The following is an 18307-nucleotide window of genomic DNA, read 5'->3' on the forward strand; positions in this document are numbered from 1 at the left end:
TTGACTATCGACCGTCGCAGCTTCGCCGATAAGCCCACCTTGGCCAAAGAATTGGCCGAGGCGGTGGCTGACCGCATTCGCCAGTCCATTGCCACCCGTGGCAGTGCGGCAATCGCTGTCTCCGGTGGCTCAACGCCTGGAAAGTTCTTCCAGGTTTTGGGCAAGACCAAAGACATCGAATGGGACAAGGTCACCGTCACCTTGGTTGACGAACGCTGGGTTGATGAAACCTCCGATCGCTCCAACGCGCTTCTCGTCAACGAGAAGATGCTGCAGGGCCCGGCGGCGGTCGCTCGTTTCTTGCCGCTTTATTCTGGTGGCGATGAGCCGACAGATGCGCAGGTCGCCAAGACCAACGCTCTGTTGTCTTCGCTGCCAGACACTTTTGCCGCCGTCATTCTGGGCATGGGGAGCGACGGTCACACCGCCAGCTTCTTCCCTGGCGGCGACACGCTCGACGCAGCGCTGACCCAAGAGGGCCCAACCCTCTCGATCCGCGCTCCGGGCGCAGGCGAAAGCCGCATTACCTTTACTCTGCCGCGTCTGCTCAAGACCGATGGCCTCTATCTGCACATTGAAGGGCAGGAAAAGGCTGACGTGCTTGAGGCTGCGCTGGCCGATGGTCCGGTGGCCGATATGCCAGTCCGGGCTGTGCTGCGCTCCGGCGCGCCACTCTCTGTTTACTGGTGTCCATAAACTCCTGGAGCGGTCCCCAATCGACCGCTCTGGCCGTTTGAGGCTGCCAGTCTTTTGATGCAAGGCCCATCCGCGCCAGCGGCCCCCCTTTGGCGCGTCCTTGCGAGCTATGGAGATCCAAATGAGTGTCCGTCAGGCTATCCAGGACGTGACCGACCGTATTGCCGCGCGCAGCCGTGATTCGCGCCGGGAATACCTCAACCGCCTTGAAGCGCAGCGTGAGACATCCGTCCACCGTGCCCATCTCGGTTGTGGCAACCTCGCACATGCTTTTGCCGCCTGTACTCCGGCAGAAAAAGCAGCTCTAGCGGGCAGCAAGACACTCAATTTGGGCATCGTCACCAGCTACAATGATATGCTGAGTGCCCATCAGCCTTACCAATTTTACCCAGACATCATCAAAGAAGCGGCCCGCGAAATCGGCGCAACTGCACAAGTTGCCGGTGGCGTTCCGGCCATGTGTGACGGCGTCACTCAGGGTTACGCTGGCATGGACCTCTCGCTCTTCTCGCGAGACGTCATCGCTATGTCGACTGCTATTGCGCTCTCGCACAATATGTTCGACGCCGCCGTCTATCTCGGCATTTGCGACAAGATCGTTCCCGGCCTCATGATCGGCGCACTGACCTTCGGTCACTTGCCCGCCGTGTTCGTTCCTGCTGGCCCCATGCCATCGGGCCTGCCCAATGAAGACAAGAGCCGCGTGCGTCAACTCTTCATGGAAGGCAAGGTTGGCCGCGCGGAGCTGTTGGAAGCTGAAAGCAAGTCCTACCACTCGGCAGGCACCTGCACCTTCTACGGCACGGCGAACTCAAACCAGATGCTCATGGAAATCATGGGCCTGCACCTGCCAGGCGCAAGCTTCATCAATCCCGGTACGCCGCTGCGCGATGCGCTGACCCGCGAAGCGACGCGCCGCGCCATCTCGCTCACCGATCAGGGCAATAATTACACGCCAATCGGTCACATCGTCGATGAGAAGGCCATCGTCAACGCTATGGTTGGCCTGCATGCGACCGGTGGTTCGACCAACCACACCATGCACATCATCGCCATTGCTGCCGCTGCCGGTCTGAAGGTCACTTGGGACGATATGAGCGACCTTTCGGATGCGACCCCGCTTCTGGCGCGCGTCTATCCAAATGGCGTGGCCGACGTGAACCATTTTAATGCTGCTGGCGGCATGGGCTTCCTCATCAAGGAACTGCTCTCGGATGGCTATCTGCACGAAGACGTCAAAACCGTCTGGGGCACAGGCCTTTCGGGCTATGGCGTTGAAGCCAAGCTCATCGAAGACAAGCTAGCCCACACGCCCGCTCCCGATGAAAGCGCGCTGCCAAAGGTTCTGACCTCGGTCAAAACCCCATTCCAGACCTCTGGTGGTCTAAAACTCCTCACCGGCAATCTCGGTCGTTCCGTCATCAAGGTGTCGGCCGTCAAGCCAGAGCACCGCATTGTCGAAGCCCGCGCGCGCGTCTTCCACGGCCAGCAGGCCATGCAGGACGCGTTCAAGGCTGGCGAGCTGACCGGCGACGTGATCGCCGTCGTTCGCTTCTCCGGGCCTAAGGCCATGGGCATGCCCGAGCTTCATAAGCTCACCCCAGCCCTCGCCATCCTTCAGGATCGCGGCTTCAAGGTTGCGCTCGTCACAGATGGCCGCATGTCCGGTGCCTCGGGCAAGGTCCCTGCGGCCATCCACATGACCCCAGAAGCTATGCAGGGTGGTCCGATTGCCAAAATCCGCGACGGCGATTTGATCCGCCTCGACGCCGAAGCCGGCACGCTGACCTTCCTTGGCGACCAAGCCGAATTCGATGCGCGTCCTTCGGCATCCGAAGACCTGACTAATGAACACTGGGGCACCGGCCGCGAACTGTTTGCCGGCTTCCGCGCCCTCGTCGGCGCCGCCGACCACGGCGCATCGGTCTTCAGCTAAGTCAGATTCTTGCCACGAATAAAAAAAAGGCCCCCACCGGGGCCTTTTTTGTGCCTTTCCCTTTGGCACCAAAATCGCCTCCTCAGGTAAGTAACCTTCTTCTCCCTCCCCTTGAGGGGGAGGGCCGGGGTGGGGTGATTGCATCCCTCGATCAGCTCTCTATTTACTGCGTCCCTACGGTGCTTCGCAGCGGCCGCACACTGGATCCCATCCCTCCCCCTACCAGCTGGAAGTTAGGTGGCGGTAACGCCCCCCGGATCAAAACCCGCCCCCAAATCGTTCCCCTCCAAATCAGTTTTGGAGCCTTCATGTCTGCCCTCGATAGCTTTCGCCTGCGCCCACTGGAACGCGAGGACCTGCGCTTCGTGCACAGCCTCGACAACAATGCCACCGTCATGCGCTATTGGTTTGAAGAGCCGTTTGAAACTTTTGACGAGCTGCTGGGTCTTTACGAAGACCACATCCACGATCAAACTGAACGCCGTTTTGTCGCCGAAGACGCGGGTACGCCCGTCGGGCTCGTAGAGTTGGTGGAAATCAACCACATTCATCGCCGCGCCGAATTCCAGATCATCGTCGCGCCCGATCATCAGGGCAAAGGCTATGCGGGAAAAGCGGCTCGCGCCGCGCTCGAATACGGCTTTGCGGTCCTAAACCTGCACAAGCTCTATCTTGTCGTCGACAAGGACAACGCCCGCGCGCTGCACATCTATCAAAAACTCGGCTTCATCATCGAGGGCGAGTTGAAAGACGAATTTTTCGTGCACGGTGAATACCGAACCGTCCTACGCATGTGCCTATTCCAAGGCTATCACCTCAAGCGCCTAGCCCCAGAAAAGGCCTAGTGCACACCCCATCCCTTCTCTTTCCCCAGACGTGGCGGGCGGGGTGGGGCGACCAAACCCCGCAAGCCCACTCGCGACGATTGGACCATCAAAGGTGCCGATCAGCTCTTGCACCCCAGTCGGGGAGCGCGGATATGTGGGGCAGAGTTGAGAGAGTAAGACTATGCCCCGGTCATTTGCACAATTGCAGCGCGTGTTTGTCGCCAACGATCTAACGCTTGGTGCTAGCGTCGAGATGAACAAGGATCAGTCCCTTTACCTCGCGGCTGTCCTGCGCAAATCCGTGGGCGACGAGGTGGTGCTCTTTAACGGTCGCGACGGCGCTTGGCTTTGCCGTCTCACATCCGATTCAAAAAAGCATGTGATCCTGCAAACCGTCGAGCAGATCGCCCCGCAGTCCCCAGCAACCGACTTCTGGTATGGCTTCGCGCCGCTCAAAAATGAGCGTCTCGATTATGTCATCCAAAAAGCGGTGGAGATGGGCGCGAGCACCATCCAGCCGGTGATGACCGAATATACGCAAGTCCATCGCCTGAAGATGGAACGCCTTTCCGCCAATGCCATTGAAGCTGCCGAGCAATGCGAGGTTCTCAATGTGCCTGAAATTGCGCCTGAAGTGACGTTGACGCGACTGATCGAAACTTGGGGCGAGGTACACGGCGACCGCATTCTGATTTTTGCCGATGAGGGCGAAGCATCGTCTTCCCCTGTTCAGCAACTGACAAATATTGCAGGCCAAAAATTTGGCCTGATCGTCGGTCCGGAGGGTGGGTTCTCGGACGCAGAGCGCGAAAAACTGCGCTCATTAGAATATGTTAGGCCGATTAGCCTAGGTCCTCGCATCCTGCGCGCGGATACGGCGGCGGTGGCTGCAATGGCGGTTATCCAAGCGACCATCGGTGATTGGCGATAAAAGGCGATTGCTTTCCGCCTTGCGGTGGTTATGTTCGCCGCGCACTTTATGGTTGCAAGCTTCGAGGACTATATGGCCGGCGCCAAAACCACTCCGCTGATTGAATCGCGTAACGACCTCATCGAGGCAATGTCGCGCGGGTGCAAACCCGCAGATCAGTGGCGCATTGGCACCGAGCACGAAAAGCACGTCTTCTACACCAATCCGCTGGATTCGGTCCCTTACGCCGGTGACCGCGGGATCAAGGCTCTGCTTGAGGGCGTGGCCAAGGAAACCGGCTGGACGCCCTTCTATGATGGCGAAAACGCCATTGGCCTGAGCAATACCGCTGGCGCTGGCGGCGTGTCGCTTGAGCCGGGTGGTCAGTTTGAGCTGTCGGGTGCGCCACTCGAAACCATTCACCAGACCGCCGATGAACTGGCGCAACACATGGCCATTTCCAAAAAGGTGGCCGGTGAGCTGGGCATTCACTTCCTCGGCCTCGGCGTAACCCCACTGTGGTCCGTCGAGCAGATCAAGGCCATGCCAAAGTCGCGCTATGGCATCATGACCGACTATATGGGCCGCACGGGCACGCTTGGGACATCGATGATGTACCGCTCGGCCACCGTGCAGACTAATCTCGATTTCTCCAGTGAAGCCGACATGGTCAAAAAGCTGCGCGTCTCGGTTGCGCTGCAGCCGATTGCAACCGCGCTCTTTGCCAATTCGCCCTTCGTCGATGGCAAGGATAGTGGCTTCCTCAGCTTCCGCAGCCACATCTGGCTCAACACCGATAATGACCGTACCGGCATGCTCCCCTTCGCCTTTGAAGAAGGCTTTGGGTTCGAGCAATATGCCGACTATGCGCTCGACGTCCCGATGTACTTCGTCATTCGCGACGGCAAATACATCAATGTTGCGGGCGAAAGCTTCCGCGCTTTTCTCGATGGCGCGCTGCCGCAGCTGCCGGGCGAAAAGCCAACCATTGGCGATTGGGAAGATCACCTCTCCACCATTTTCCCCGAAGTGCGGATGAAGCAGTTCCTCGAAATGCGCGGCGCTGACATGGGCGACGAACGCCATGTGGTGGCGCTCTCCGCCTTCTGGACGGGCCTGCTGTATGACGAAACCTCGCTCGAAGCCGCGTGGGAGCTGGTCAAAAACTGGACGCATGAAGAGCGCGAATATCTGCGCTCCGAAGTCCCGCGTCTGGGGCTGAACACGCCGTTTGATCGCTCAACCCTGTTCGATATCGCAGCGCAGGCTGTGGGCATCGCTTCGGCAGGGCTAGCGCGCCGCAATCGTCTCAACGCCAAGGGCGAAGACGAAAGCATCCACATTGCCCCGCTCGAAGAAACCGTACGCAGCGGCAAGAGCCCGGCCGAAGTGTGGCTCGATCGCTTCCACAACGAATGGAACGGCGACATCACCCCCATCTTCAAAGCCGCTGAGCTTTAGGAAGCTCTTGCCCTAAAGCTCCGTCTCGTCCATACGCCTCCATACATTAGCGATGGAGGCGAGCATGCGCGTTTTGGTCATTGGTTCCGGTGGTCGTGAACATGCGCTCGCTTGGAAGATCGCGCAGTCGCCACAGGTCGAGGCGGTCTTTGTTGCGCCGGGCAATGGCGGCACAGATGGCGTCGCGACCAATCTTTCCATCGACGTCACCGACCATGCCGCAGTGATCGCTGCGGCCAAAGACCAAAACATTGATTTCGTCGTCGTCGGCCCCGACGCACAAGTGGTCGCCGGTCTCGGCGACGATGTGCGCGCCGCGGGGATCGCCTGCTTCTGCCCCTCGAAAGAAGCGGGCCAGCTCGAAGGCTCTAAGGGTTTTACCAAAGGCCTTTGCGACGAGTTCGATATTCCCACCGCTGGCTATGCCCGCTTTGAAGATGAAGCCAGCGCGCTGGCCTATCTCTACACCGCTGGCGCGCCCATTGTGATCAAGGCTGATGGCCTGGCCGCTGGCAAGGGCGTCACTGTCGCCATGAATGTGGAAGATGCTGAGGAAGCCGTCATTGATTGCTTCTCCGGCGCCTTTGGCGCATCGGGCGCAAGCGTCGTCATCGAAGACTTTATGGAAGGCGAAGAGGTCAGCCTCTTTGTTCTCTGCGACGGGGACGCGATCTTGCCGCTGACCACGGCGCAGGATCACAAGCGCGCCTTTGATGGCGATGTTGGCCCGAACACGGGTGGCATGGGCGCTTATTCGCCAGCGCCCGTCATGACCCGCGAAGTCTACGACGAGGTCATGAAAACCATCATCGAGCCGACCGTGCGCGGCATGGCTCAGCGCGGCACGCCCTATGCTGGTGTGCTCTATGCCGGGCTGATGCTCACAGCCGATGGTCCCAAGCTTGTCGAATACAACGCGCGCTTTGGCGATCCAGAAACGCAAGTGCTGATGATGCGGATGAAGAGCGACATTGTTCCGCTGCTCTACGCTGTCGCCACCGGCACGCTGGCCGGCAAGGATGTCGAGTGGCACGACCAATATGCGCTGACTGTGATCATGGCGACCAAGGGCTATCCCGGCGACTATGACAAGGGCAGCGAGATCTTTGGCGCAGAAGGGCTCAACACTGACAATTTGATGGTCTTCCACGCCGGAACAAAGCGCGATGGCACCCGTTTATTGGCCAATGGGGGGCGTGTGCTCAATGTCACCGCTCTCGGTGGTACGGTGAGCGAGGCGCAGAAGCGTGCATATGCCGGTGTGGATGCCATTTCTTGGCCAGAAGGCTTCGCCCGCCGCGACATTGGCTGGCGTGAGATTGCCCGCGAGGGCAACTGAACCCTTTCTCAACCCGCCCTCAGTAAGCTCGGCGCGTTCGGACACGAACCGAGCGCAGACGGGTTCTGACCTCACACCTCGTCACCTTCGAGGATTGGCTTACGCCCAAGCTCTGCGCGCCGGAGAGAAGGAGCGGAGCCAAATGGTGTTTTCTGGTGGCCCACGCATTGGCATTGCGCTCGGCGGTGGTTCGGCCCGTGGGCTAACGCATATTCCTTATATCGAGGCGATGGATGAGCTTGGGCTCAAACCCAGTGTCATCGCGGGCACCTCCATTGGCGCGCTCATCGGCGCTGGCTGGGCTTCGGGAATGACCGGGCAAGAGCTGCGCGATCATTCCATCAAGGTCTTGGGAACCATGCGGATCATCGCTGGGCGCCTGTGGTCAACCCAGGTGCGCGGATTGGGGAGCCTCTTCAAACAAGGCATTCCCACCCAGCTCGACGGCATGCACGTCGTCGAAGCTTTCTTGCCCGAGCATTTTCCGACAAGCTTTCATGAGCTGAAAATCCCCCTGCGCGTCGTCGCCACGGATTTTCGCAGCTGGCACCAAGTGGTGTTTGCCCAGGGCCTCTTACAACCCGCAATTGCCGGATCGATTGCCATCCCAAGCCTCTTCAAGCCGGTGCTGCATGCCGGACATATGTTGGTGGATGGCGGCGTGGTCAATCCTCTGCCGCTCGACCAAGTCGATCTGGATAGCGACTTCACCATCGGCATTGATGTCGTCGGTGATCCATCCGAAGGGCTCAATCGCACCGATTTTGGCGCGATTGATATGTGGTTTGGCTCAGCCTCGATCATGATGCATTCGCTCACTGCTCATATGATCGCCGCCTATCCGCCAGACATGTATATCCGTCCCAAGGTCGCCAGCTTTGGCGCGATGGAATATTGGCGGGTGAAGGATATTCTGGCCAGCGTCGAAGGCGAAAAGGACCGCTTCAAGCGGCTGCTGGCCCAGCGCATCGAAGACTATATTCAGGGTCGCTTGGAGGCGGCACAACCCGCTCCGCGCTCATAACCTATTGGTGCAGCACCACAACTGTTCCGCGCTTCTGCTTGGATTGCGCCCGCGCATGCGCATCGGGCAATTGCGGGAACGGGATTATGGTGTCGATGAGGGGCGCAAAATGTCCCTTTTCTGCAAGCTCGGCGAGAAGGGAAATGTCTTCCACGCGCTCCGCCGCAGGCCCTGCGATCATCTTGGTGCCGTGAGGGCCGGGGACAAGCGCGGCGAGCATTTCCTTGAGCGTACCCGCGACGGACAAATAGCGCCCCTTAGGCTTGAGCAAACGCTGCGCGGACTTGAAATCCAAGGCATCAGCGCAGTCCGCGATAATATCAAACCCCAGATTAAGACTGGCGAGCGGGGTCGTTTTATAGTCGATCACCCGGTCGAATTTCCGCTCACTGAGCAGCTCGACATTGCCCGTACTGGTCACAGCGCTCACACGCGCGCCACGATGCTGGGCCAATTGCGCCAAGGCGTGGCCAACAGTGCCCGTTGCCCCAATAATCAGAATGCTTTCGCCGGGGCGGAGCTTGGCCTGACGCAAAAAGTGCAGCGCTGTTGAGCCGCCAAAGCACAGGGCCGCGCCTTGTTCAAAACTCAGACCAGCGGGGAGCTTGGCGATACGGCCATTGGCGGGCATAGCGATGAACTCGGCATGAGCGCCCATCTTGCCACCGGGGAAACCGAACACACGGTCCCCCACCTGAAAGCGGCTGACCTCTGCCCCCACGGCCTCAACAACGCCTGAAAATTCAGTGCCCATGATCGGCTGACGGGGGCCGGACCAGCCTAAGGCGAGCCGGGCCATCGTGCGCATCCCTTTGGGGATATCAAAGCCGCGTACCCGAACATCTCCCGAGTTGACGGAGCTGGCGACGATGCGCACCAAAACCTCGTGCGAGGCCGGTTCTGGTTTGGCAACGTCCTCAAGGCTCAGAACATTCGGCCCGCCGTATCGACGCGCGACATATGCCTTCACACCGCACCACCCTCAAAATGTCTTGGGATTGTGTCGCTAGTCTAATTCTATATTTTCCGGCTTGAAATCAGAATTTACTGCCAAAAAGCAGTGCTCGCAGCCTAACGCGATGATTCAATTACGAAGTACGTAGTTTTCGAAAGAAGCTTATCAACATATTTTCTGCGCGCTCCGCCGATAGGCCCGAAATAACTTCCGGCCGATGGTGGCAGGTCGGCTGATCAAAGAGGCGTACGCCGTTTTCGACAGCACCGGCCTTTACGTCCTCTGCCGCATAATAGACGCGCCGCACCCGGGCGTGGGCGATTGCCCCGGCGCACATGGCGCAGGGTTCCAGCGTCACATAGAGATCGCATCCATCGAGCCGCCCCGTGCCGCGAACAGCCAGGGCCGTGCGAATGGCCAGAAACTCGGCATGGGCTGTTGGGTCCTTCAGCGCCTGCATGCGATTGCGTTCTGCAGCCAGAATGCGCGTCCCCTCGACAACCACCGCACCGACAGGCGCTTCCCCCAGTGCTGCAGCCTCTTCGGCCAGCGACAGAGCAAGCTCCATAGGTTTTAAGGTCGTCTCAGTCACTGATTGCTCGGGTGATAATCGTCAATATTGATCGCCGCTTTGAGCGCATTGATGGACTGGGCGTCCCATCCCGGCGGATCGGTGACCGCCACCCAGGCGTCAATGTAGTCATGCGGCGAATAAACGTGTCCGTACCCCACGGGCGCAGTTTGCGCCAGAGCCGCATCCACCGCCAGCTGTAGGAAGGTGACGATCGGATACCAGTTCAACGCAGGGGAAACATCGGGTCCGGTGGGTTGGCTCAGCCAATCAGGCCGCGTCCAATCGGTGTCAAAATTGAAGAACACAATCGGATCGGAGGCGTATTGCAGGAACACAATCCGCATCGGCCCCCATGGCGTATCGTCCCAGTCTTCGGGGCGCGATTGGTTCATGAAGCGCACGGCCGAGCTATTGCCAAACTTTGGCAGCCACTGCGGTGTCCCCGCGAGGCGGAAGTCGGTGGCATGCTTCCAGATCGGGCTCGAAAACGGTGGTCCCGCCCACAGCGCACCATCAAACGGGTCGCCCAAAACATCATAAACAGTCGTGGCGTTTTGCGAGGCGATTGCGCCAAGGCTCAGCCCGTGCAGATAGAGCTTGGGCCGAGAGTCTTTCGGCAGCGTCGTCCAATATTGATAGACGGCACTAAACAATGCACTGGCCGTTTCCGCGCCATATTCGGGCTCAATCAGCAGCGAGAGCACGCTGGCGAGGTAGGAATATTGCACAGCAACCGTCGCGACGTCGCCGTGGAAAAGATACTCCAACGTATCAATCGCGGCAGGGTCAACCCAGCCCGTTCCCACCGGCATAGCAAGGACCAAAGCGGCGCGGTCAAAGGCCCCAATGCGCTTGAGCTCGTCGAGTGCCAATTGCACCCGCGCCTCAACATTGGGCGCTGACCGCAGACCGACATAGGTGCGCAGTGGTTCAATCGCTGGCCGGCCGGTCACTTGCGTGATGTCCTTGGCGCTCTTGTGATCCAAGAGATAGCGACGACTGTCGCGACCAATGGTTTCCCATTCAATCAGCGACTGCGGGGACCCCGTCTGATGCCACTCTGCGGGGGGCGCAGCATCGGTCGAAATCACCGCGTCGAGCTGCTCATAAAATCGCTCGGCACCGCGCAAGGCAGCGCGCCAAACCAGATTGTTGAACAGCAAGGTCACGACCAGACCGACGAGCGTAATCGACATGACCAAGGCCACCCGCCGTGGCATGTGCGGCATCAGCCAGGACCAGACCAGACGAATGAGTGTGACCAATGCTTTTCCAACCACCAGAAAGGCGATGGATACGGGCGCTGCGACGAGGGCGATGATGAGGGGCTGATATTCGTCCACCTCCGGCAGGCCCATGACGGCGCGGACCGAGTTCTGCCAGCCGGTCGTCCAATAGAGTGCGATCAGCACCAGCGCGATGCACCCCAGCGCAGCGGTAATACCCAAAACACGGGTGATCCGGCCGGGCGGCACTCGCAGCCCCAGAAAGCCCCAGAACCAATGAATGAGATTGCCAAAGCCATAGCCAACGGCAAAACACGCCCCCGACAGCACGCCTTGCGCAACTTCGGATCGCGGCAGCAGTGATGGTGTCAGTGAGGCGGCAAAAAACATCGCGCCGACCAACATGCCGGGCGGAGACAGGTGGACTGCCAGCGCATCCCAAAAACTATTTAACCGGCGCCCCCAGTCCGTGAACGCCCGACGCAGCCCATTGCTCATAGGGCTAGCAGAACCCGAGACGATGCTGGGGTCAATGCTGAAGTGGCAGACGTCGTGAACATCGATAGGTGAGGGGGCCCAGCAGGGGTCGGCAGCCGGGTCTGGCTCCCCTATAATTGGGCCAAGGAGAATCGCTCTTGTCCATTCGCCAGCTACCCGAAGACCTCATCAATCGTATCGCCGCCGGTGAGGTGGTCGAACGCCCTGCAAGCGTTGTGAAGGAGTTGGTTGAAAACTCCATCGACGCTGGTTCGCGCCGCATCACTGTCACTACCGCCAATGGCGGCATGGACCTCATCCGCATCACCGATGATGGTCATGGCATGGACAAGGCCGATCTGATGCTGTCGGTCGAGCGGCATGCCACCTCAAAGCTGGCGAGTGACGATCTCGACGATATCTGCACCATGGGCTTTCGCGGTGAAGCGCTGGCCTCCATCGGCTCCATCGCGCGCCTCTCTGTGGCCTCGCGCCCGGCTGATGCCGAAAGTGGGCTTGAAATCGTCGTCGATAACGGTCGACGCAGCGGCCCTGTGCCCAAGGCGATGAACCGTGGCACGGTGATCGAGGTGAAGGACATTTTCGCCAATGTCCCAGCCCGTCGCAAATTCCTCAAAACTGCCCGGTCAGAAACCGCTGCCATCACCGATGTGATGAAGCGGCTGGCCATGGCCAATCCCGAAATCCATTTCATCCTTGAAGGCGCAGATCGTCAGACGCTGAACTGGCCAGCCCTTTCCGGCGAAGGTGCACTCGCGGGGCGTCTCAGTCAGGTGATGGGCGCCGATTTCGTTGAAAACGCTGTGCAACTGGCTTCGGCTCGCCATGGTGTGGTCGTTGCTGGCATGGCCGGTCTGCCGACCTATACGCGCGCCAATTCGCTCTCCCAATTCTACTTCGTCAACGGTCGTTCGGTGAAGGACAAGGTCCTGGTGGGAGCCGTGCGCGCCGCTTTCGCCGACTATGTCTTCCGCGATCGCTTCCCGGTTATCGCCCTCTACATCGCCATTGATCCCGGTGAGGTGGATGTCAACGTCCACCCCGCCAAAGCCGAGCTGCGCTTCCGCGATCAAGGCGCAGTACGCAGCGCCGTCATCAATGGCATTGGCGCGGCGCTTGCCGCAGCGGGCTTTAAAGCCTCCTCCAGCGTTGCCGACGATATTTTGGGCGCGTTCACCGCTCCCGAACTCTCCGCACCCAATGCGCTGGGCGACGGTCTTGCTGCGCCCGCCATGCCCGCCTTGGATTTTGGCGCGCGCCCCACCAATTATGCCAGCCCCGGCTTCGGCGCAGGCCGCTCCCCAGCCTATACTTATGCGGCCACCGGCGGCTCCTTCTTCCGCAAGGACGATGGTCGCGCCCCGCTCAATTATGATGGCAAGCCCGGCGCTCTCTCCGGCTTCACCGCCCCCAGCGCGCGGGTTGAAACCGTTGTCGCCGAAGCCCCACCTGCGCAGGAATTTCCGCTCGGCACCGCGCGGGCGCAGATGTTTGACAATTACATCATCGCTCAGAACGACACCGGCCTCTTGCTGGTCGATCAGCACGCGGCGCACGAACGCCTCGTTTATGAGCGCTTCAAAGCGCAAATGGCGTCTGGCCCTGTGGCGAGCCAAGCCCAACTTATCCCGGTCATCGTCGAACTGCCCGAGGAAGACTGCCAGCGCCTTGAGGAGGTCTCCGAACAGCTCGAGAAATTCGGCCTTTACCTCGACCGCTTCGGCCCAAGGGCCATTGCCGTGCGCGAAACGCCCGCCATTTTGGGCAATTCGGACGTGCATGGGCTGGTGCAAGATCTGGCCGATGGCCTCGCTGAATGGGAGAGCACAGCCGCTCTCACCGACCGCATGGAAGAGATCATCGCCCGCATGGCCTGCCACGGCTCGGTACGCTCCGGGCGTCGCTTGCGCGTCGATGAAATGAACGCTCTTCTGCGCGACATGGAAGCGACCCCACACTCTGGCCAGTGCATCCACGGTCGTCCGACCTATGTCGAACTCAAGAAAAACGACATCGAACGCCTCTTCGGCCGCAGCCGATAAGAAGCGTACGGCCGCTGAACCGTTCCAACCCACCAGCCGTCACCCTCGGGCTCGACCCGAGGGCTTTATACTTCCTGCCCCAATATTAGGTGCTCCCCGCCCGCCGCTGAATTGATGCATCTATCATTCAGCCTTTATCGTTATCGCTGTAGGACATTTAGGAGCCGCGCATGACTTCAGGCATTCACCACGTCACCCTGATCACCGCCGCCATACAGCCCAATGTGGATTTTTATGTCGGTTTCCTCGGGCTCAGGCTGGTGAAGCGTACGGGCGGATATGAAGATGCCACCCAGCTCCATCTCTTTTACGGCGATTATGCCGCCAATCCCGGCTCGTTGATCACCTTCCTGGCTTGGGAAGGCGGCTCCAAGGGCCAGGCTGGCGCGGGGCAGGTGAGCGAAATGGCACTTGCCGTGTCGCAAGGCTCAATCGGCTTCTGGATCGAGCGCGCGCTCTTGTTTGGCGTCAAAGTTGAAGGCACTGGCCAGGAATTCGGCGAAACGGTTCTGCGCATGCGCGATCCGGATGGGGTAATGGTGAAACTGGTCAGCGCCGATCTGCCCGCTCTCGACATGCCTGTTGGCGACATTCCGGGCGAACACGCGGTGCGCCGCATTCGTGGCGTCACCATGCTCTCCGACGTTCAGGAAGAAACCACTGCCTTCATGAGCCAGTATTTCGGCTTCAAGACTGCCGGGCGCGAAGGCCCCATCGTGCGCATGACCTCCGACATTGGCGATGTGCTCGACATTCGTGACGCCTCTGGTTTCTGGCCCGGCGTCGCGGGTGCTGGAACCGCTGATCACGTCGCGGTCCGCGCTGTCGATGCCGACGAAGTGCTCGCGGTGGAAAAGGAGCTGCGCAAGCTCAATTCCAGCATCACCAATGTCCATGACCGCAATTATTTCACCTCGCTCTATGTGCGCGAGCCGGGCGGAACACTGATCGAAATGGCCAGCGACGGTCCCGGCTTTACCACCGACGAGAGCCTTGAAAAGCTTGGCCGAACGCTGTTTGTGCCGCCTGACACCAGTGATCCGGAAGGGGTGAAGGTCATGCTGCCCCAGTTTGGTCTGCCGGGCGAAGACCGCGTGGTCTATCGGGACCTCATCTACACCCACCGTATTTTTACCCCTGAAAATGCCGATGGCATGGCCATCGCCCTAATGCATGGCACGGGTGGTAATGAAGCTGACCTGATGCCTTTGGCCCATCGCGCCGCCCCCGAAGCGACGCTGCTTGGCATTCGCGGTCGCAGCACGGAAAGCGGCGTGCAACGTTGGTTCCGCAGCTTTGGTCCCTCGATCTTCGATCAGCAGGACGTGCGCTTTGAATCCGGCGCTCTCGAAGCCTTTTTTGAAGAAGCCAAAAAGGCCTATGCCTTTGATGATAAGCACTTTGTGGCTTTGGGCTATTCCAATGGCGCCAATCTTTTAAGCTCGGCCATGCTGCTCCACCCCGGCCTTGTGCAGCGCGCGGTTCTCATCCGCCCGGTCATGGTGCTCTCAGAGTTGCCAGACGGTGATTTGGCTGGTGGTTCTGTGTTGATTGTCTTGGGTGAGACCGACGCTTTCCGCGCACAGGGCGAAAAACTGGCAAGCGTTATGATGGACCGCGGCGCGCAAGTGACCGTAAAGACCGTCAACAGCGGTCATGACCTGGGCCCCGAAGACGCGCCAGCCATTAGCACTTGGCTCTCCAACACCGCCGCTTAACAGGCTTAACCCCGCAACCCTCGGGTCAACCCAGAGGGTTGCGGCAGAACTCTCCCCAATCCACACCCCGTCCTAAACACCCTCTTCCCTCAACCGGCCCAGCCCCTTAATACTCCGCTAACCATATTCGCAGGGGTCATCATGGCTGTTTCACCTGGCACTGTTGCCGACGCCAAGAAAAACAATTGGCTCGATCAATACGCGCCCGAACCCGTAAAACCCTATGGTCGCTTGGCGCGTTGGGATCGCCCCATCGGTATTTGGCTTTTGTTCTGGCCCTGCGTTTGGGGGCTGGGCCTCGCCGCTGTCTATCAGCCCGAGCGCGGCTTCGATTGGTTCGCCGCCATTCTCATGCTGATTGGTGCTGCCCTGATGCGCGGCGCGGGCTGCACCTTTAACGACATCGTCGATCGCGACATCGACGATAAGGTTGCCCGCACCCGTTCGCGCCCGATTCCCTCGGGACAGGTCACCGCCAAACAAGCGCTGATTTTCCTCGTGGCGCAGACTTTGATTTCTGCTGTTATCCTTTTCCAGTTCAATCGCTTCACCGTTTGGGCCTGCGTTTTCTCACTGGTTCTGGTCGCCATCTATCCCTTTATGAAGCGCGTCACCTGGTGGCCGCAGGCCTTTTTGGGCCTCGCCTTCTCCTATGGCGCACTCGTGGGCTTTTCGAGCCAGATCGGCGGGCTCACTTGGGCACCGATCCTGATGTATGCGGGCACGATTCTCTGGGTCATCGGCTATGACACCATCTACGCCCTGCAAGATGTTGAGGACGATGCGCTGGTTGGCGTTAAATCCACGGCCCGCCTATTCGGTGCTAATGTCGGCCCTGCGGTCGCCACGCTCTACGTTGGCGCCTTTGTTTTCTGGATCGCCGCTGCGGTTACGGCCGGGGCAGGGGTGATCTTCGCCGTCATCGCGCTCATCGGCGCGGGGCTAATGGCGTGGCAGCTTTATACGCTCGACGCGTCCAAGGCCGATAACCCGCTCGTTCGGTTTCAGAATAACCACTATGTCGGCATTGTTATTTCACTGGCGCTGCTCGCCGAGTGGGTGTGGTAACGCGCCCCTATCGGCCTAAGCGCGGCCATTCCCCAAGCCATTATGTGCCGGCAAGGTGCCACACATAGGCCCATTGAGGCCCATAAAAGGCCCCACCAAAATGCACAAAAGGGTCAGTCGCACCACCGACTGACCCTTTTCTATAGGTCTGCATGGGTATGGAGGTCTTCTTAAGCCTCAAGCTGGCCGGTCTGACGGCGGTTGAGGAAACGCGGGCGGCGGGCGGCGTCAGCGGCAAGGCGACGACGCGGCGCAGTCTGGCCGACCATGACGCCATCAACCTGCTGCGTGTATGGCAAGTAAGAGCCATCGCCAGCCTTGATGAACAGCGGCAGGCGGAGCTTCTTGCCCCAGTTCTGCCACTCGGCAACGACGTTCAAATTGCCTTCTTCTTCAAAGACTTTGTAGTTCAGTTCATGGTCTGCGTGAACCAGCTCGATCACGCTGGTGAGCCTGCCTTCGTCCGAGATTTTGGTGGCAACAGCAACACCAACAAACTCAGTCACGGGGACTTTCACCTTAATGGCGACGCCGCTCTGCTCAAGCTGCTTGCGGACGGTAACGGTTTTCACCGGTTCGCGGTGGCCGTTGTCGTTTGCGCCTTCAAAACGCTGCCCAGCGAGTGCCGAACGGGTGAAGGTGAGCTGAACTGAGGAGCCTTCCATCGCAACGCCAAAAACCATTTTTCTGCCTTCCTGTAACTTCGAGAGCTTGTTTTTTTGTGCTCCGTTATGCCCCCAACTTAGCGCCGATGATTACCTAGGCCCTTAATCGGTTGGGTTAAGTTTATCTTGCTTTTCCGAAGGGTTAGCAGGACGTAACACCGAGTCATGACCCGTTAACTGCGCCCATTGGCAGAGCGTTTACTCTACTGTTTCCCCCCCTTGCCTTGAGCGCACTTGTCCTCAGGCGGGAACGGGCCTAAAACCCCCGCAACCATGCCGGCTTATTCCAGAAGTTACAGTGATGATCTGGAGCTGCTCCGCTCCACTGCGGTCGCAGCGGGCCTCATTGCGTCCAGCTTTTTCCGTCGTGATATAAAGACTTGGACTAAGGAGAACTCCTCCCCAGTCAGCGAAGCCGACATAATGGTCGACCGCTTCTTGGCCGCGAACCTGTTGCAGGCGCGCCCCGACTACGGCTGGCTCTCTGAGGAAACCGTCGACAATCCTAGCCGTCTCGATAGCGCCCGCTGCTTTGTGGTTGATCCCATTGATGGCACACGCGCTTTCCTGCGCGGCGAGGAATATTGGACCATTTCCATTGCGGTGGTGGAACACGGCGTTCCTGTCGCCGGCGTCGTCTATGCCCCGGCGCTCGACGAAATGTATGACGCTGTTAAGGGCGGTGGCGCGCGAATGAACGCCCGCCCATTGCAGCGCAGCCGCCGTGCTGGCGCTTTGCCGATGATCCCTGCGCCGGGTGCAGTTCATCAAGAAATTCAAGCCACTGGCCTCGATTACACGCGCGGCCCCGCCTATCCATCCTTGGCCTACCGCCTTGTGCAGGTTGCCACCGGACGCCTCGACGCCGCTGTGTCGCGCCGCGGATCGCAAGATTGGGATATTGCCGCCGCGGCGCTGATCTTGAGCGAAGCGGGGATGGATTTTGCCGATGTCTGCCTTGGCTACCCCCAATTTAACAAACGAGATGTGCGTCACGGGGCTCTTGCGGCCCTCTCGGACATCAGCCTAAAACCAGTTATCCACGCTGCCCTGATCAAGGTTTATGGTTGTCCAGAACCGCAGGGTTGCGAAACTGACCAACAACCAACCTGAATCGAGAATAGAATGGCTGCTACACCGGATCAGCAACTCCTCCACCTCGTTATTGGTGGCGAACTATCGAGCCTCGAGGGCGTGACCTTCACCGATCTCGATAAGGTGGATATTGTTGGCGTATATCCCAATTACGCCGCTGCCTATGCGGTTTGGAAGCAGAAGGCACAGATGACCGTTGATAGCGCTCAGACGCGCTATTTCATCGTTCACCTGCACCGCCTGCTCAACCCAGAGCAAACTGGTCAGTAAGAG

16 protein-coding genes are annotated in these 18307 nt (G+C 59.4%); 12 read left to right on the forward strand and 4 right to left on the reverse strand.

Annotated features, from left to right (window positions below; all coding sequences use genetic code 11):
• The 7 genes from pgl to JHC09_RS06520 all read left to right on the forward strand — a co-directional run bounded on the left by pgl (position 1) and on the right by JHC09_RS06520 (position 8193).
• On the forward strand, positions 1-696 hold the full coding sequence (pgl, locus tag JHC09_RS06490) for a 6-phosphogluconolactonase (RefSeq protein ID WP_248308913.1): 696 nt from the start codon (positions 1-3) through the stop codon (positions 694-696).
• A 121-nt stretch (positions 697-817) separates the two neighbouring features.
• Positions 818-2632 carry a phosphogluconate dehydratase gene (edd, locus tag JHC09_RS06495; RefSeq protein WP_199531282.1) on the forward strand — a complete coding sequence of 605 codons (1815 nt, stop codon included), beginning with the start codon at positions 818-820 and terminating at the stop codon, positions 2630-2632.
• 308 nt (positions 2633-2940) lie between these two features.
• The gene (speG, locus tag JHC09_RS06500; protein ID WP_199531283.1) at positions 2941-3477 is read left to right on the forward strand and encodes a spermidine N1-acetyltransferase; all 537 of its coding nucleotides are present in this window, start codon (positions 2941-2943) and stop codon (positions 3475-3477) included.
• A 163-nt stretch (positions 3478-3640) separates the two neighbouring features.
• The gene (locus JHC09_RS06505; RefSeq protein WP_169195845.1) at positions 3641-4390 is read left to right on the forward strand and encodes a 16S rRNA (uracil(1498)-N(3))-methyltransferase; all 750 of its coding nucleotides are present in this window, start codon (positions 3641-3643) and stop codon (positions 4388-4390) included.
• 72 nt (positions 4391-4462) lie between these two features.
• Positions 4463-5830: a glutamate--cysteine ligase gene (locus JHC09_RS06510; protein WP_169195846.1), complete on the forward strand. Its 1368-nt coding sequence runs from the start codon at positions 4463-4465 to the stop codon at positions 5828-5830.
• Between the two features lie 64 nt (positions 5831-5894).
• Positions 5895-7169 (forward strand): phosphoribosylamine--glycine ligase, encoded by a 1275-nt coding sequence (gene purD / locus JHC09_RS06515; RefSeq protein WP_199531284.1) that lies wholly within the window; start codon positions 5895-5897, stop codon positions 7167-7169.
• 142 nt (positions 7170-7311) lie between these two features.
• On the forward strand, positions 7312-8193 hold the full coding sequence (locus JHC09_RS06520; RefSeq protein WP_199531285.1) for a patatin-like phospholipase family protein: 882 nt from the start codon (positions 7312-7314) through the stop codon (positions 8191-8193).
• A 1-nt stretch (position 8194) separates the two neighbouring features.
• Here the strand turns inward: JHC09_RS06520 and JHC09_RS06525 are convergent, their stop codons facing one another.
• From JHC09_RS06525 to JHC09_RS06535, 3 genes are all read right to left on the reverse strand, one after another.
• A complete protein-coding gene (locus tag JHC09_RS06525; protein WP_199531286.1) occupies positions 8195-9163 on the reverse strand; it encodes an NAD(P)-dependent alcohol dehydrogenase in 969 nt (322 codons plus the stop codon).
• 118 nt (positions 9164-9281) lie between these two features.
• Positions 9282-9716 carry a nucleoside deaminase gene (locus tag JHC09_RS06530; protein WP_169195930.1) on the reverse strand — a complete coding sequence of 145 codons (435 nt, stop codon included), beginning with the start codon at positions 9714-9716 and terminating at the stop codon, positions 9282-9284.
• A 20-nt stretch (positions 9717-9736) separates the two neighbouring features.
• Positions 9737-11338, reverse strand: a complete 1602-nt coding sequence (locus JHC09_RS06535) for an alpha/beta-hydrolase family protein (protein WP_248308914.1) — start codon at positions 11336-11338, stop codon at positions 9737-9739.
• 245 nt (positions 11339-11583) lie between these two features.
• Here JHC09_RS06535 and mutL point away from each other — a divergent pair, with 245 nt between their 5' ends.
• The 3 genes from mutL (at position 11584) to ubiA (ending at position 16274) form a co-directional block, all read left to right on the forward strand.
• Complete coding sequence (gene mutL, locus JHC09_RS06540; RefSeq protein WP_199531288.1) at positions 11584-13488, forward strand: DNA mismatch repair endonuclease MutL; 1905 nt, start codon at positions 11584-11586, stop codon at positions 13486-13488.
• A gap of 170 nt (positions 13489-13658) precedes the next feature.
• Complete coding sequence (locus JHC09_RS06545; RefSeq protein WP_199531289.1) at positions 13659-15206, forward strand: VOC family protein; 1548 nt, start codon at positions 13659-13661, stop codon at positions 15204-15206.
• Positions 15207-15347: 141 nt separating this feature from the next.
• Positions 15348-16274 (forward strand): 4-hydroxybenzoate octaprenyltransferase, encoded by a 927-nt coding sequence (gene ubiA / locus JHC09_RS06550; RefSeq protein WP_199531290.1) that lies wholly within the window; start codon positions 15348-15350, stop codon positions 16272-16274.
• A 170-nt stretch (positions 16275-16444) separates the two neighbouring features.
• Here the strand turns inward: ubiA and JHC09_RS06555 are convergent, their stop codons facing one another.
• A complete protein-coding gene (locus JHC09_RS06555) occupies positions 16445-16957 on the reverse strand; it encodes a DUF6101 family protein (RefSeq protein ID WP_199531291.1) in 513 nt (170 codons plus the stop codon).
• 255 nt (positions 16958-17212) lie between these two features.
• Between JHC09_RS06555 and JHC09_RS06560 the strand changes: the two genes are divergently transcribed.
• Positions 17213-18052: a 3'(2'),5'-bisphosphate nucleotidase CysQ gene (locus JHC09_RS06560; RefSeq protein ID WP_169195855.1), complete on the forward strand. Its 840-nt coding sequence runs from the start codon at positions 17213-17215 to the stop codon at positions 18050-18052.
• 12 nt (positions 18053-18064) lie between these two features.
• The gene (locus JHC09_RS06565) at positions 18065-18304 is read left to right on the forward strand and encodes a DUF4170 domain-containing protein (RefSeq protein WP_169195856.1); all 240 of its coding nucleotides are present in this window, start codon (positions 18065-18067) and stop codon (positions 18302-18304) included.
• Positions 18305-18307: the final 3 nt, after the last annotated feature.

The sequence above is a fragment of the Devosia sp. MC532 genome (assembly GCF_016461625.1).
Classification (GTDB): domain Bacteria; phylum Pseudomonadota; class Alphaproteobacteria; order Rhizobiales; family Devosiaceae; genus Devosia.

Excerpts from the sequence above, each read along its gene's own strand:
- purD (WP_199531284.1), top strand. The coding sequence starts at position 5,895 with ATGCGCGTTTTGGTCATTGGTTCCGGTGGTCGTGAACATGCGCTCGCT.
- JHC09_RS06555 (WP_199531291.1), bottom strand. The coding sequence starts at position 16,957 with ATGGTTTTTGGCGTTGCGATGGAAGGCTCCTCAGTTCAGCTCACCTTC.
- JHC09_RS06520 (WP_199531285.1), top strand. The coding sequence starts at position 7,312 with ATGGTGTTTTCTGGTGGCCCACGCATTGGCATTGCGCTCGGCGGTGGT.
- edd (WP_199531282.1), top strand. The coding sequence starts at position 818 with ATGAGTGTCCGTCAGGCTATCCAGGACGTGACCGACCGTATTGCCGCG.
- ubiA (WP_199531290.1), top strand. The coding sequence starts at position 15,348 with ATGGCTGTTTCACCTGGCACTGTTGCCGACGCCAAGAAAAACAATTGG.
- JHC09_RS06505 (WP_169195845.1), top strand. The coding sequence starts at position 3,641 with ATGCCCCGGTCATTTGCACAATTGCAGCGCGTGTTTGTCGCCAACGAT.
- JHC09_RS06545 (WP_199531289.1), top strand. The coding sequence starts at position 13,659 with ATGACTTCAGGCATTCACCACGTCACCCTGATCACCGCCGCCATACAG.
- speG (WP_199531283.1), top strand. The coding sequence starts at position 2,941 with ATGTCTGCCCTCGATAGCTTTCGCCTGCGCCCACTGGAACGCGAGGAC.
- JHC09_RS06565 (WP_169195856.1), top strand. The coding sequence starts at position 18,065 with ATGGCTGCTACACCGGATCAGCAACTCCTCCACCTCGTTATTGGTGGC.
- JHC09_RS06530 (WP_169195930.1), bottom strand. The coding sequence starts at position 9,716 with ATGGAGCTTGCTCTGTCGCTGGCCGAAGAGGCTGCAGCACTGGGGGAA.
- JHC09_RS06510 (WP_169195846.1), top strand. The coding sequence starts at position 4,463 with ATGGCCGGCGCCAAAACCACTCCGCTGATTGAATCGCGTAACGACCTC.
- JHC09_RS06535 (WP_248308914.1), bottom strand. The coding sequence starts at position 11,338 with ATGTTTTTTGCCGCCTCACTGACACCATCACTGCTGCCGCGATCCGAA.
- JHC09_RS06560 (WP_169195855.1), top strand. The coding sequence starts at position 17,213 with ATGCCGGCTTATTCCAGAAGTTACAGTGATGATCTGGAGCTGCTCCGC.